This window comes from Streptacidiphilus sp. MAP12-33 (assembly GCF_041261265.1).
GTDB lineage: Bacteria > Actinomycetota > Actinomycetes > Streptomycetales > Streptomycetaceae > Streptacidiphilus.
In genome coordinates, this window is record NZ_JBGCCA010000003.1 from 1 (window position 1) to 14088 (window position 14088).

A 14088-nucleotide genomic window follows, 5' to 3' on the forward strand; every position below is an offset into this window, starting at 1 on the left:
TCCAAGGCCGAGCTCGCCAAGAAGATCAACTCCGCGGTCTTCCCCGGCCAGCAGGGCGGCCCCCTCGAGCACGTCATCGCCGCCAAGGCCGTCGCCTTCAAGGTCGCCGCCACCGACGAGTTCAAGGACCGCCAGCGCCGCACCCTGGAAGGCGCCAAGATCCTCGCCGAGCGCCTGACCCAGGCCGACCTCACCGACGCCGGCGTCTCCGTCCTGTCCGGCGGCACCGACGTCCACCTCGTCCTGGTCGACCTGCGCAACAGCGAGCTCGACGGCCAGCAGGCCGAGGACCGCCTCCACGGGATCGGCATCACGGTCAACCGCAACGCCGTCCCGTTCGACCCCCGCCCGCCGATGGTCACCTCCGGCCTGCGCATCGGCACCCCGGCGCTCGCCACCCGCGGCTTCACGGCCGAGGACTTCCGCGAGGTCGCCGACGTCATCGCCGAAGCCCTCAAGCCGACGCTTGAAGACTGGCACAGCGACGAGGCCAAGGCCGCCGAGCTGTCCGCCCGCGTCAGCACACTGGCCGCGAAGCACCCGCTGTACCCCGACCTGTGAGCACCAGGGCTACCTGATCACCGGGAGCACCGCGTCCTGGGTCCGCCCGGCAGCCGCCTCGATGAAGGCGGTCGGGTCCAGCACGTCCGCCAGCACGTCCCGGGTCACCCGCAGCGCCGCGGTGGGTGGCGGCGGGCCGCCGACAGCCGCGATCAGGTCGAGCAGGTGGACCGTCGCCTCCATCACCGCGACCTCCCGCAGCGCGTGGAGCGTGACGGTCCCGGCCGGGTGGGCGAAAGGCGTGTCCGGCGGGAGCTCCGAGAGCTCGGCGACGGCCGCCGGGCCCGACTCGGCGAACCGCAGGATCAGTTCCTGCGGCGTCAGCTCGTCGGCGGCCGTGCGAGCCTGCGCGGCCACCGCCCCCGCCGCAGCGTGGGCCACCCCACCGGGCCGGTTGAAGATCCGCAGGATCTCGGCCCCGCTGCGGACTGTCGCGGGCCCCTCCGCCACGGCCGCACGCAGCCCGGCGAACATCGCCGGATCGGGCGCCACGTGGGCGTACAGGGCTTGCACCGACCAACCGGGCAGCCGAGTCGCCACGTCCCACTCCGACGGCACCAGCGCCACCCCACGCTCCGCCCAGGTGCGCCACAGCTCGGTCAGCAGCTCGGGGCGCTGATCGATGCGATGTCCCATCACCACCTCCTGCCTGACCACCCTACGAGTCGGCTCGCGCGGCGGGGCTGCGGCCGCCTCGGCGTGTCAGCGCGCGGTCCGCGGATCGGTGGGTGCGTCCGGACCCGGGTCCGGGCTCGGCACGTAGTGGTGCGAGGTGCCGGGCTCCTGGGGGAGGTACTCGGTGTAGCCGCCGCTCTCGCTGGTGATCCTCTCCGGGATCCTGCCGCGGATGAGGTCGTACAGGAAACCCTCGAAGCCCTGCGGGAACTCGGTCCACCGCCTGTCGTCGTCGAGCGCGTAGTCGTGCCAGACGACCGTCCACGCGTCGGGGTCGGAGTCCGGGTCGACCCTGAGGTAGAACTCGTAACCTGCCGGCGAGGTGGCGAAGGCTGCCAGGAAGCCCGGCTCCGGGAAGCCCGGATAGGGGTCGTACCCGTATTCCTTGCGGTGCTGCAGGAACCTCTGCCCGCGCTCCATCCAGCCGACCAGGTCACTGGCGGCCAGTTCCTGGTTGGGGTGGAGGAACGTCATCCACTCGACCCCGTCGGCGCCGAGACTGCCGGTGCCGTAGGTCTCGACGAACCAGGTGTAGGCGGTCGGGAGGTCCGTGCCGAGATGGGTGGCCACCGCGCTCCAGTCGGCGGGCGGGACCTCCCTGGCCGGCGGAGGCAGCAGGCGCAGGATCTCGTCGCGGCGATTCATGCGGCCAGTCTGGTCGAGACCCGGCGCGGCCGAAACCGGTTTACTCCCGCAGCGCGAAGAGCTCCAGATGGCCGCAGGTCGTGCAGCGCAGCGCGTGGACCTCGCGGCGGAGGCGGCCCAGGCGCCTGGCGCCGCCGAGGGGTCCACGTTCGAGCCTCCCGGCGATCCACTTGGTGGCCCCGGACCCGCGGGGGTCGTCCAGGAAGCCGGGCTCGAGGTCCTGGGCGCCGCAGTACGTGCAACGCGTCTGCTGGGTCATGGCCGGAGCGTAGCCGATCACTCCGGCCGACGGCACGGCTGCGCGTCTCCCGAGGGGAGGGGAGCGCGGAGCCGTGCCCGGGGTCGTCCGTGACGACTCGTCAGCCGACCGCTCGGTGGCGGTAGAACTCCGTGTGGTCGGCCTCCAGTGGGGTGTTCCCCAGGATCAGGTCCGCGGACTTCTCCGCGAGCATCATGACCGGGGCGTAGATGTTGCCGTTGGTCACGTACGGCATCGCCGAGGCGTCCACCACGTGCAGGCCCTCCAGGCCGTGGACCTGCATGGTGGCCGGGTCGACCACGGACATCTCGTCCGTGCCCATCTTGCAGGTGCAGGACGGGTGCAGGGCGGTCTCGCCGTCGCGGGCGACCCAGTCGAGGATCTGCTCGTCGGTCTCCACCGAGGGGCCGGGGGAGATCTCGCCGTCGCTGAACGGGGCGAACGCGTCCTGGCCCAGGATCGAGCGGGTGACTCTGATCGCCTCCACCCACTCGCGGCGGTCCTGCTCCGTCGAGAGGTAGTTGAAGCGCAGCGCCGGGTGTTCGCGCGGATCGCGGGACTTGAGCTTCACCGACCCGCGGGCGTCCGAGTACATCGGCCCGATGTGGACCTGGTACCCGTGCCCGCCCGCAGGCGCCGAGCCGTCGTAGCGGACGGCGATCGGGAGGAAGTGGAACATCAGGTTGGGATAGTCCACCTCCTCGTTGCTGCGGACGAACCCGCCGCCCTCGAAGTGGTTGGTGGCGCCCGGCCCGCTGCGCAGGAACAGCCACTGGGCGCCGATGAACGGCCGCCGCCACATCTTGAGCTGTGGCTGCACGGACACCGGCTGCTTGCAGGCGTGTTGGACGTAGACCTCCAGGTGGTCCTGGAGGTTCTCGCCGACGCCCGGCAGGTGGTGCACCGGCTCGATGCCCAGGGCGGCGAGCTCGTCCGCGTTGCCGACGCCCGAGAGCTGGAGCAGCTGCGGGGAGTTGATCGATCCTCCGCAGAGGATCACCCGCCCGGCCCGCACCTGCTGCGGTGTGCCGCCGCGCGGGCTGTACTCCACGCCGACCGCGCGTGCGCCCTCGAACAGGACCCGGGTCACCAGGGCCCGCGTCCGCACCTCCAGATTGGGCCGTCCCTTCACCGGATGCACGTAGGCGCGCGCGGCACTCAGCCGCCGTCCCCGGCGCAGATTGCGGTCGAACGGGGCGAAGCCCTCCTGCCGGTAGCCGTTGACGTCGTCCGTCAGCGGGTAGCCGGCCTGCTGCACCGCCTCGAAGAAGGCGCCGAAGAGGGGGTTGGTGGCGGGCCCGCGCTCCATGGTCAGCGGGCCGTCGTGGCCGCGCCAGCCGGTGCCGGGATCGGCGAGGCAGTTCTCCATCTTCCTGAAGTAGGGGAGGCAGTGGGCGTAGTCCCAGCTCTTCATCCCCGGATCGGCGCCCCAGCGCTCGTAGTCGAGCGGGTTGCCGCGCTGGAAGATCATGCCGTTGATGCTGCTGGACCCGCCGAGCACCTTGCCGCGGGCGTGGTAGATGCGCCGGCCGTTCATGAACGGCTCCGGCTCGGACTCGTACTTCCAGTCGTAGAAGCGGCTCCCGATGGGGAAGGTGAGCGCCGCCGGCATGTGGATGAAGACGTCCCAGGGATAGTCGGGACGGCCCGCTTCCAGGACCAGCACCCGGTTGCCCGGGTCCGCGCTGAGCCGCGCGGCGAGCGCACAACCCGCCGATCCTCCACCGACGATGACGAAGTCGTAGTTCTGCAGGGTCATGGGGTTCCTGCCGTATCTCTCGGCAACCGTGACAGAAGGAGATGTTCCACCAAGTGAAACGTGATCCGTATGGCGCAACAGTCTCCGGCTGCTCCGGTGGACCGTCAAGAGAGCCCGTCGCGGAACAATCTCCGCCGCACTGTTGTGGGTTACGCAACACCGTGCGTAATCTGAAACAAGTTCACCCCCTTCGCACGTCCGCCTCCGCACGTCTCACGTCAGGTACGTCAGGGAGGAATCCGCCGATGCCCGACCAGCTGCCGGAGCACCCCGACTGGCTGTGGCGCACCCCCGATCCCAAGCCGTCCTACGACGTCGTCGTGGTGGGCGCGGGCGGCCACGGCCTGGCCACCGCCTACTACCTGGCCCGCGACCACGGCATCAGCAACGTCGCCGTCCTGGAACGCGGTTGGCTGGCCGGCGGGAACATGGCCCGGAACACCACGATCATCCGCTCCAACTACCTGTGCGAGGAGAGCGCCGCGATCTACGAGCACGCCCTGGGGCTCTGGGAGGGCCTGCCGCAGGAGCTGGACTACGACTTCCTCTTCAGCCAGCGCGGCGTGCTCAACCTCGCCCACACCCTCCAGGACGTCCGCGAGGGCATGCGCCGGGTGGGCGCCAACCGGCTCGGCGGCGTCGACGCCGAGTGGCTCGACCCGGACGAGGTCCGCGCCTTCTGCCCCATCGTCAACACCTCTCCCGACGTGCGCTATCCCGTGCTCGGTGCGACCCTCCAGCCCCGCGCCGGCATCGCCAAGCACGACCATGTCGCCTGGGCCCTGGCCCGCAAGGCCGACGCGTACGGCGTGGACCTGATCCAGAACTGCGAGGTCACCGGGTTCGTCCGGAACGCCGCGGGCGCGGTGGTCGGCGTCGAGACCACGCGCGGCCGGATCGCCGCCGGGAGGGTCGCGCTCGCCGCCGCCGGACACACCAGCACCCTCACCGACCTGGTCGGCCTGCGCCTGCCGCTGCAGAGCCACCCGCTCCAGGCGCTCGTCTCCGAACTGCTGGATCCCGTGCACCCGACCGTCGTGATGTCCAACCACGTGCACGTCTACGTGAGCCAGGCGCACAAGGGCGAGCTGGTCATGGGCGCGGGCATCGACTCCTACAACGGCTACGGCCAGCGTGGCTCGTTCCACCAGATCGAGCACCAGATGGCCGCCGCGCTGGAGCTGTTCCCGATCTTCGCGCGCGCCCACGTGCTGCGGACCTGGGGCGGCATCGTCGACGTCACGCCGGACGCCTCGCCCATCATCGGGCCGACGCCGGTCGCGAACCTCTACGTCAACTGCGGCTGGGGGACCGGCGGTTTCAAGGCGACACCCGCCTCCGGCCAGGTCTACGCGGACACGATCGCGCACGGCCGTCCCCACCCGCTGGCCGCGCCGTTCGCGCTGGAGCGGTTCACCACCGGCGCACTCATCGACGAGCACGGCGCCGCCGCCGTCGCCCACTGACAGACTCTGACGGCCTCCAGGAGGACGCATGCTGCTCATCGCCTGTCCCTGGTGCGGGGAGCGCGACGAGACCGAGTTCCACTACGGCGGGCAGGCCCATGTCGCCCACCCGGCCGACCCCGAGGCGCTGAGCGACGCCGAGTGGGGCGACTACCTCTTCGTCCGGGCCAACCCCAAGGGCGAGTTCGCGGAGCGGTGGGTGCACACCGCGGGCTGCCGCCGCTGGTTCAACGTCGTCCGGCACACCGTCACGCACGACATCTCCGCCGTCTATCCGGCCGGCCAACCCCGTCCGTCGGCGGCCCGGACGTCTAACTCGGCAGAAGAGGTGACCGCATGAGCAACCGTCTGCCCACCGGCGGCCGCGTGGACCGCTCCACGCCGCTGCGCTTCACCTTCGACGGCGTCGAGTACACCGGACTGCCCGGCGACACCCTCGCCTCCGCGCTGCTCGCGGGCGGCGTCCTCGCCGTCGGACCGAGCCTCTACCGAGAGCGTCCGCGCGGGATCGTCACCGCCGGCGTCGACGACCCGCACGCGCTCGTGCAGCTGGAGCGCCCGCACTCCGAGCCGATGCAGCTCGCCACCACCGTCGAGCTCTGTGACGGGCTGGCGGCCACCGGCCTCCAGGGGCGCGGACGGCTCGACGAGGCGCCGGACGAGGCGGTGTTCGACAAGACCTATCTGCACACCGACGTCCTCGTCGTCGGAGCGGGCCCGGCCGGACTCGCCGCGGCCCTCGCCGCCGGGCGCTCCGGCGCCCGGGTGGTGCTCGTCGACGACCAGCCCGAGCTCGGCGGCGCCCTGCTCGGCGCACGTGACGAGATCGAGGGGCGACCCGCCTGCGCGTGGGTGGCCGACGTGTGCGCGGAGCTGGACGCGCAGCCCGAGACGCGCGTGCTGACCCGGGCCACCGCCATCGGCCACCACGACCAGAACTACGTTCTGGTCGCCGAGCGCCGTCCGGACCGGCCGGGCGGCGGAGGCCGGTTGTGGCACCTGCGCGCCCGCCAGGTCGTGCTCGCCACCGGCGCGCACGAGCGGCCGTTGGTCTTCGCGGGCAACGACCGGCCAGGCGTCATGTCGGCCGCCGCCGTCCGCTCCTACCTCAACCGCTACGCCGTCCTGCCCGGCCGTCGCGCGGTGGTGTTCACCACCGGCGACAGCGCCTACACCACCGCGCTGGAGCTGGCCGCGGCGGGCGCCGGGGTCCCCGCGCTGGTGGACACCCGGCCCGCACCGCCCGTCGCGCTGGTGGAGGCCGCGCGCGCCGCCGGGATCGAGGTGCTGGCCGGATCGGCCGTGGTCGGCACCGAGGGTGAGGCGTGCCTCACCGCCGTGCGGATCTCCGCCCTCACCGATGATGCACAACTCACGGGCCCGGTCCGGGTGGTGGCGTGCGACCTGCTCGCCGTCTCGGGCGGCTGGAGTCCGGCCGTCCACCTGTGGAGCATGGCGCGCGGTACCGTCCGGTACGACGAGACCCTCGCCGCCTTCGTCCCGGACCAGGCCGCCCAGGACGTCCGCGCCGCTGGTGCCTGCGCCGGCCGCTACGACCTCGCCGGGTGCCTCGCCGAGGGCCTCACCGCCGGGGCCGAGGCGGCCACCGCCGCCGGATTCCCCGGCACCGCGCCCGCCGCGCCACCGTGCTCGGGCGACGAGCCGTCCGCGCCGCCGCGACCCGTCTGGCTCGTCCCCGGCGAGAGCGGTGACCCGTCGACCTGGCGTGACCACTTCGTCGACTCCCAGCGCGACGCGACCGTCGCCGACGTGCACCGCGCGATCCGCGCCGGCATGCGTTCGGTCGAGCACGTCAAGCGGTACACCACCATCGGCACCGCCCACGACCAGGGCAAGTCCTGCGGCGTCGCCGCGATCGGCGTCATCGCCCACCTGCTGGGGGCCCGTTCGCCGGGCGAGGTCGGCACCACCACCTACCGCGGCCCCTACGTCCCGGTCTCCTTCGCGCTGCTCGCCGGCCGCGAGCGCGGACCGCTCTTCGACCCCGTGCGCACCACCCCCGCCCACCCCTGGCACGTCCGGCGCGGGGCGGTCTTCGAGAACGTCGGGCAGTGGCGGCGTCCGCGCTACTATCCCCGCCCCGGGGAGGACATGGACGCGGCGGTGCTGCGCGAGTGCCGGGCGGCCCGCGAGGGCGTCGCGGTGATGGACGCCTCCACGCTCGGCAAGATCGACGTGATCGGCCCCGACGCGGGCGTGTTCCTCGATCGCCTCTACACCAACGGCTTCGCCAAACTGCCGGTGGGCTCCGCGCGTTACGGCGTCATGTGCCGGGCCGACGGGATGGTCCTCGACGACGGCGTCACCGTGCGGCTCGCGCCCGAGCACTACTACCTCACCACGACCACCGGCAACGCGGCGGCGGTGCTGGACTGGATGGAGGAGTGGCTCCAGACCGAGTGGCCCGAGCTGCGGGTCCGCCTCACCTCGGTCACCGAGCAGTGGTCCACGGTGGCCGTGGTCGGCCCCCGCTCCCGCGAGGTGCTCGCGGCGCTGGCGCCGGGGCTGGACGTGTCCAACGATGCTTTCCCGTTCATGACGGCCCGTCACGCAGAGCTGGCCAACGGCGTCCCGGCGCGGATCTGCCGGATCTCGTTCTCCGGCGAGCTCGCCTACGAGGTCAACGTCGCCGGCTGGTACGGTCTCGCCGTCTGGGAGGCCGTGGTCGCCTACGGCGCACACGCCGGGATCACTCCCTACGGCACCGAGACCATGCACGTGCTGCGCGCCGAGAAGGGCTACCCCATCGTCGGCCAGGACACCGACGGCACGGTCACCCCGCAGGACCTCGGCATGGCGTGGATCGTCGCCCGGCACAAGGACTTCGTCGGCAAGCGCTCCTTCGCGCGCGCCGACACCTCCCGCCCGGACCGCAAGCACCTCGTCGGCCTCCTGCCCGACGACCGCACCGAACTGCTGCCGGAGGGAGCGCAGTTGGTGGCACCCGGCGCCGACCTGGCGACGGTCCCCGTCGACTCGCTCGGGCACGTCACCTCCAGCTATCGCAGCGCCGCCCTGGGCCGAACCTTCGCTCTCGCCCTGGTGCGGGGCGGCCGCGACCGGATCGGCGAGAGGGTGCTGGCGCCGCTAGCGGACGGCCGCACGGTCGCGGCGACCATCGCCGAACCCGTCCTCTTCGACCCGAAGGGAGCCCGCCGTGACGGCTGACAGCCTTGCCCGCCTCTCCCACCTGCGGCGCAGTCCGCTCGGCCATCTCGCCGAGCAGTTCGCGGAGCGGTCCGTCCCCGGCCCGGGCGGCGTGCGGCTGGGCGAGGTCCCCTACCTCGCCCAGCTGAACCTCCGCCTCGACCCCGCGGGTGCCGCGGCCGCCCGCGCGGGCAAGGTCCTGGGCACGCCCCTCCCGATGATCCCGGGACAGGTCGCCGTGACCGGCGCCCTGCGGGTCCTCTGGCTCGGCCCGGACGAGTGGCTGGTCGTCGGCCCCGACGGCGCCGCGACGTCGGTCGAACGGTCGCTGCGCCAGGCGCTCGGCGCCGACCCGGGCTCGGTCGTCGACGTCTCCGCCAACCGGACCACCCTGGAACTCTCCGGCCCATCGGCCCGCACCCTGCTGGAGCAGGGCTGCTCCCTCGACCTCCACCCTCGTGCCCTCGGCCCGGGGCAGTGCGCGCAGACCACCGTCTCCAAGGTCCAGGTCGTCCTGGACCAGCTGGACGCGGCTCCGTCCTACCGCCTGCTGGTCCGCGGCTCCTTCGCCCAGTACCTCGCGGACTGGCTGCTCGATGCCATGGGGAACCGGTTCAGTCGCCCGTGACCCGGCGCTGCGGCACGTAGGTCAGCGCGCCGCCGGGAAGGATCGCGCCCGGACCGGCCGCGCCGTGGCCGAGGTCGCCGCCCCCACCCGTCCTGGCGAGCTCACCGGTCGCGGCGGGTGCAGGTGCGGGGGCGCGCTGCTGCGCGGTGGTGCCGGTGGCGCTCACCGATTCAGTTGGCGATCGAACCAGTCGCGGACGCGCCGCAGCGCGTCGAGCTGGTGGGCGCGCTCGTCAAGCCCGTGGCCCTCCCTCGGGTAGACGACGAACTCGTGCTCGACGCCGAAGTGGCGCAGGGCGCGGTGGAAGTGGAGCGCCTGGCCGAGAGGGACATTGGTGTCCTCCTCGCCGTGCAGGATCAGCACCGGCGTGCTGATCCGGGACACGTAGGAGATCGGACTGTTCCGGTCGTGGAGATGCGGTCCCGGCCCGTTCCAGCCGGTGCTGCCGCCGAGCGCCGCGTCGAGGATTCCCCAGTCGCCGGTCCCGGCCTGCATACCCCAGTCGCTGATGCCGGCGCCCATCACAGCGGCCTTGAACCGGTCGGTCCGGCCGACGGCCCAGGCCGCCATGAAACCGCCGTGGCTCCAGCCGGAGATGCCCAGCCGTTCGGGATCGGCGACCTTCTCGGCGACCAGCAGGTCGATCCCGGCGAGGATGTCGGTCCACTCGTCGCCGCCCACCGCGCCCGGCACCATGGCGGCGAACTCCCGGCCGTGGCCCGAGCCGCCCCGGGGGTTGGCCAGGAACACGGCGTATCCGGCGGCCGCCAGCCAGTGGCCGCAGTCGACCACGGTGAGGGCGAACTCGTCGGCATGGCGGAAGTACGGACCGCCGTGGATCAGGGTGACGAGCGGGAACGGACCGTCGTCGCGGGTCCGGCCGACGGGCAGGATCAGCAGCCCGTCCAACGCGAGCCCGTCGCAGGCCCGGTAGCCGAGCCGTTCCTGGGTACCCCAGCGGATCGCGCGCAGCTCGGGACTGTTGTCGCTGAGCCGGAGCAGTGGTCCGCCCGTGGGTCCCGCGTGGACGTTCCTGGGCTCCGCCGCGGTGCTCGCCAGCACGGCCAGGCTCTCTCCGGAGCGACTCGCGGTCAGCCCGCAGAGCGAGCCGGGCGCGCAGGACAGCCGCTGGAACCGCAGCGACCGCGGATCCAGACGGTACAGCGCGGTGTCCAACCCGTCCGCGAACAGCGCGAGCGGCGGCCCGTCGGCGACCTGCACCAGCTCGGTGGGGCAGACGGACAGGCCGACCGTGAGATCGCGCTGTTCCACGCCCGTACCGGTCGCCTGCGCGACGGTGTCGAGAACGGCGAGCGCGCCGGCCGACTGCCCGGGAACCACCGCCAGATGGGCCAGATGCCAGGTGCCGTCGTGGTTCCACCAGACCGGGGACTGGGCCTCGACCCCGACCGGGCCCAGGTCCTGCACGGCTCCCGACTCCGGGACGACCAGATGCAGCCGCGTCGTCGTGAGGCCGGGATCGAGCTCGGGGGTCTCCCAGCTCATCACGGCCAGCGGTCCGCCGTCCGGACGCTGCGTCAGCTCCACGACATGGCGGTCCCCCAGGCCGTCCACAGTGCGGACCACGCCGGTCTCCAGGTCGAGCAGGCGCAGCCGGGTGACCGGGAGGTGCCGGCCCCAGACCTTGGCGTCGTCACCCTCGGCCTCGCGACGCTCGTCCTCCGCGGTGGGCTCGTCCTCGGCGAGCAACGCGACGGTCCGGCCGTCGGCGAGCGGGTAGTAGCCGGAGACGCCCCCGCGCCAACGCGTCAGCGACTCCGCCTTGCCGATGCCGGCGACGTCCTCGCTGCCGTCCAGAAGGATCCGCTGCACCTGGGCGACGCCCCGCTCCTCGCAGTCGGAGAGGAGGAACAGCGCGGCAGAGTCCGGCGCCCACCTCGGTACCCCGCTGTGCGCTGTGCCGCCGGTCAGCTCGCGCGGGGCCGCACCGCCATCGGCGGGGGCGACCCAGACAGAGCTGTGCGGTGGCCGTCCGTCCCTGCCGCTCCGCGCGACCACGCCGTAGGCGACCAGTCGGCCGTCCGGCGAGATCACCGGCCCGACGGGGACGGCCAGGTCCACCACCACCTCGGCGGTGAGCGTCCCCGTCGCCTCGGGCATCGGTCGCGGTACAGGGTGCGGCATGCGGTCTGCCTTTCACTCGCCGGTACGACAAGCGGCCATCCTGTCGCACGGACGAGTCGGTGTCAGCCGGATTTCGGCGCACCGGGCCGCGCCCGACCTGTGCCCCGAAGGTCAGTCCGTCTCCGGCAGTTGGCCGCTGGGACAGGTGCAGCGCATGCCGCGCCCGATGACGTAGTGGCAGTCGCTGTGGTGTCCGCCGCAGCTGGTCTGGTCGTGCACGGGAATCACTCCTCCGCCGTCGGGATCGCTTGCACCCAGTGTGCTGCGAGCCACTTGGGCGGCAGTTGGGACCTACGTCGTGAACCGTTGGGCGGAAGGACGCACGGCCGTCAGCGTTTGGCCCCACATCGGGCTCCCCGACCTTGCGCAGGAGCCGATCGACCGGTTCGACGCCGAGACCGAGGTGGTGCCCGAAGCGCCGAGCATCGGAAACTCCGTGTGACACCTCCAGCGTTGACCGTCGCTCACGTACAGGCTCACCGACGAGATCGTCGCAGACACGGGCAGCCGGTCGGCCAGTTCCGCCTCCACCTCGTCGAAGACTCCGGACGGCTGCCCGTGGGCGACGGTCAGGTGCGGGACCACCTCGGCGAACTGTCCTCCGTAGGGCGGCGCCTCCGGCCATCGCGCGGCCACGGACTCGGTCAACGCGCGGAGCGGCCCGGTCGGGTCCGGCGCCAGGTAGAGCACGTCGGGGAAGCGGCCGCACCCGTCGAACCGGACGGTGAGGGGGCTGTGCCCGGCGATCAGCGCCGTGAGATCACCGATGACCGAGGCACTGACGAGATCGGCGTCGAGGAACGGGAAGAGCACTGTCACGTGGGCGGGAACCCCAGCCGCGGCAGAGGGGTCGAACCGCTGACGCCAGTGCCCGACCAGCGGCTCGGCTTCCGCCGCCTTGGCGAGCAGGGCGGTCTGACCGGCTCGGTAACGTCCTGGCTCTCCTGCAGACACGGCTGGATGATCTCGGAACCCTGCCGCTCGCGCCACCGGTTTCAGGCTGTACCGGCGTCCTGGCGCTCTCGCCCGGAGACCGGGTGCGTCCCGGCTTGGGCGGGTGTCCGGGTGACGGGCTGGATCGGGATCGGGACGAGGATGTGGCCGGCGCTGTCCCGGGCCGCGTCCAGGTGTGCCGGATCGCCGACCACGCCGACGCTGTAGCGGACGCCGTGGCCGTCCAGCTCCCGGCACGTGGCCAGGAACCGGTCGTGGCCGACCTGGCCGGGGTGGTAGGTCGGCCACAGGGCGAGCGTCTCGGGGCAGGCCTGCGCGACCCAGTCCGTGCGATGGCTGAGGTTGGTCTGGATCGCCACCCGGTGCACCTGCGGGAGCCGGCTGAGCTCGGCCAGGGTGCGCCGGTACCAGGAACGGACCAGACCCTCGCCCCACGGGGTGAACAGCAGTGAGAGCCGGGTGCCGCTCTCCGCCCGCACCCAGCCGGCGAAGCGCTCCAGCGCCTCGCGGTCGGCGGTCAGTTCCGTCCGGCTGTCGCGCCGCTTGGCGACGGGGCAGTAGGGGCAGTCGTCGTCGCAGGAGGCGAGCGGACCCCGACAGAGCAGAGTCAGCGCCTCCGCCTGACGGCCCGGAGGGTTCAGGACACGGAACCGACCGATGTTGGACCTGGCTCCTCGGCGGCGTCTGCCGCCGAGGAGCCAGCCGCTCAGTGCCGAGGTTGCACCCGCCGAGAGATGCGACTGGCGCCACATCCGTCCATCGGCGAGTTCCCACGCTCCCGCAATCGCGCGCCGCGCGAGCGCTTCCGCTGGAGATGCCTGGTCGCGGGCGGTTACCTTGGGTGCGTTGGTGATCATCGATCCACCCTGGAGTGACCATGTCCGGCACCTTCTCGTTCGATGCCCTGCTGCCGGTGGGGGTGATCGGGCTGGGGGACATCGCGCAGAAGGCGTACCTGCCGGTGCTGGGCGCGCTGCCGGGGCTGGACCTGCGGTTGATGACGCGGGACCGGGCGAAGCTGGATCGCCTGGGGGAGGCGTACCGGGTGGCGCCCGAGCGGCGGTACACGGACCTGGACGCGTTGGTCGACGGCGGCATCCGGGCGGCCTTCGTGCACGCCGCCACGGATCAGCACGTGCCGATCGTGGAGCGCTTGCTGCGGGCGGGGGTCGACGTCTACGTCGACAAGCCCCTCGACTACACCCTGGACGGCGCGCGACGCCTCGTCGAGCTCGCCGAGGAGCGCGGGCGTTCGCTCATGGTGGGGTTCAACCGCCGGTATGCGCCCGGCTACGTGCAGGCGAAGGCGGCGCCACGCGACCTGGTGGTGCTGCAGAAAAACCGGGTGCGCCTGCCGGAGGCGCCGCGCACGCTCGTGTTCGACGACTTCGTGCACGTCGTCGACACCCTGCGGTTCCTCGTCCCCGGCGAGATCGAGCACGTCGACGTGCGGGTGCGGCGCGTGGACGGGCTGGTGGAGCACCTGGTGCTGACCCTGGCCGGTGAGGGCTTCACCGCGCTCGGGATCATGAACCGGGCCAGTGGGTCGACCGAGGAGGTCCTGGAGGTCTCCGGCGGTGACACCAAGCGCGCCGTGCTGAACCTCGCCGAGGTCGTCGACCACGACGGAGGCCAGACCGTCACCCGTCGCGGTGACTGGGTGCCGGTCGCCCGCCAGCGCGGGATCGAGCAGGTCGTGCACGCCTTCCTGGAGGCGATCCGCTCCGGCAAGACGCTCGACGCCCGGGACGCACTGCGCACCCATGAGCTGTGCGAGGAGATCGTGCGCCGGATCGAGGCTTCCTGATTCTTCATGGTCTGTTCCGAT

At 72.4% G+C, this 14088-nt stretch carries 12 protein-coding genes and 2 pseudogenes; 6 read left to right on the plus strand and 8 right to left on the minus strand.

Going from position 1 to position 14088, the window contains the following annotated elements; translation table 11 throughout:
* Positions 1-561 (plus strand): annotated as a pseudogene (locus ABH931_RS04420) (serine hydroxymethyltransferase); the annotation flags it as partial.
* Between the two features lie 9 nt (positions 562-570).
* Here ABH931_RS04420 and ABH931_RS04425 read toward each other — a convergent pair.
* The 4 genes from ABH931_RS04425 to betA all read right to left on the minus strand — a co-directional run bounded on the left by ABH931_RS04425 (position 571) and on the right by betA (position 3899).
* Positions 571-1197: a maleylpyruvate isomerase family mycothiol-dependent enzyme gene (locus ABH931_RS04425; RefSeq protein WP_370110070.1), complete on the minus strand. Its 627-nt coding sequence runs from the start codon at positions 1195-1197 to the stop codon at positions 571-573.
* A gap of 66 nt (positions 1198-1263) precedes the next feature.
* Complete coding sequence (locus ABH931_RS04430; RefSeq protein WP_370110072.1) at positions 1264-1881, minus strand: SMI1/KNR4 family protein; 618 nt, start codon at positions 1879-1881, stop codon at positions 1264-1266.
* 40 nt (positions 1882-1921) lie between these two features.
* Positions 1922-2140 carry a hypothetical protein gene (locus ABH931_RS04435; RefSeq protein WP_370110074.1) on the minus strand — a complete coding sequence of 73 codons (219 nt, stop codon included), beginning with the start codon at positions 2138-2140 and terminating at the stop codon, positions 1922-1924.
* 100 nt (positions 2141-2240) lie between these two features.
* Positions 2241-3899 carry a choline dehydrogenase gene (gene betA, locus ABH931_RS04440; RefSeq protein WP_370110075.1) on the minus strand — a complete coding sequence of 553 codons (1659 nt, stop codon included), beginning with the start codon at positions 3897-3899 and terminating at the stop codon, positions 2241-2243.
* A gap of 245 nt (positions 3900-4144) precedes the next feature.
* Here betA and ABH931_RS04445 point away from each other — a divergent pair, with 245 nt between their 5' ends.
* The 4 genes from ABH931_RS04445 to ABH931_RS04460 are packed head-to-tail and all read left to right on the plus strand — an operon-like array spanning position 4145 to position 9161.
* The gene (locus ABH931_RS04445; RefSeq protein ID WP_370110077.1) at positions 4145-5365 is read left to right on the plus strand and encodes a sarcosine oxidase subunit beta family protein; all 1221 of its coding nucleotides are present in this window, start codon (positions 4145-4147) and stop codon (positions 5363-5365) included.
* Between the two features lie 28 nt (positions 5366-5393).
* Positions 5394-5705 carry a sarcosine oxidase subunit delta gene (locus ABH931_RS04450; RefSeq protein ID WP_370110079.1) on the plus strand — a complete coding sequence of 104 codons (312 nt, stop codon included), beginning with the start codon at positions 5394-5396 and terminating at the stop codon, positions 5703-5705.
* Entirely contained in the window at positions 5702-8554 is a 2853-nt protein-coding gene (locus ABH931_RS04455; protein WP_370110081.1) for a 2Fe-2S iron-sulfur cluster-binding protein, read from the plus strand. The genes ABH931_RS04450 and ABH931_RS04455 overlap by 4 nt, the downstream gene beginning before the upstream one ends.
* Positions 8544-9161 carry a sarcosine oxidase subunit gamma gene (locus ABH931_RS04460; protein WP_370110082.1) on the plus strand — a complete coding sequence of 206 codons (618 nt, stop codon included), beginning with the start codon at positions 8544-8546 and terminating at the stop codon, positions 9159-9161. The genes ABH931_RS04455 and ABH931_RS04460 overlap by 11 nt, the downstream gene beginning before the upstream one ends.
* Here the strand turns inward: ABH931_RS04460 and ABH931_RS04465 are convergent.
* The 4 genes and pseudogenes from ABH931_RS04465 to ABH931_RS04480 all read right to left on the minus strand — a co-directional run.
* Complete coding sequence (locus ABH931_RS04465; protein ID WP_370110083.1) at positions 9148-9327, minus strand: hypothetical protein; 180 nt, start codon at positions 9325-9327, stop codon at positions 9148-9150. The two genes, ABH931_RS04460 and ABH931_RS04465, sit on opposite strands and share 14 nt — an antisense overlap.
* A complete protein-coding gene (locus ABH931_RS04470; protein WP_370110085.1) occupies positions 9324-11282 on the minus strand; it encodes a prolyl oligopeptidase family serine peptidase in 1959 nt (652 codons plus the stop codon). The genes ABH931_RS04465 and ABH931_RS04470 overlap by 4 nt, the downstream gene beginning before the upstream one ends.
* A 315-nt stretch (positions 11283-11597) precedes the next feature.
* Entirely contained in the window at positions 11598-12260 is a 663-nt protein-coding gene (locus ABH931_RS04475; RefSeq protein WP_370110087.1) for a 2'-5' RNA ligase family protein, read from the minus strand.
* Between the two features lie 158 nt (positions 12261-12418).
* Positions 12419-12871, minus strand: a pseudogene (locus tag ABH931_RS04480) (STM4011 family radical SAM protein); the annotation flags it as partial.
* A gap of 296 nt (positions 12872-13167) precedes the next feature.
* Between ABH931_RS04480 and ABH931_RS04485 the strand changes: the two are divergent.
* Positions 13168-14067, plus strand: a complete 900-nt coding sequence (locus tag ABH931_RS04485) for a Gfo/Idh/MocA family protein (protein ID WP_370110576.1) — start codon at positions 13168-13170, stop codon at positions 14065-14067.
* Positions 14068-14088 lie beyond the last annotated feature (21 nt).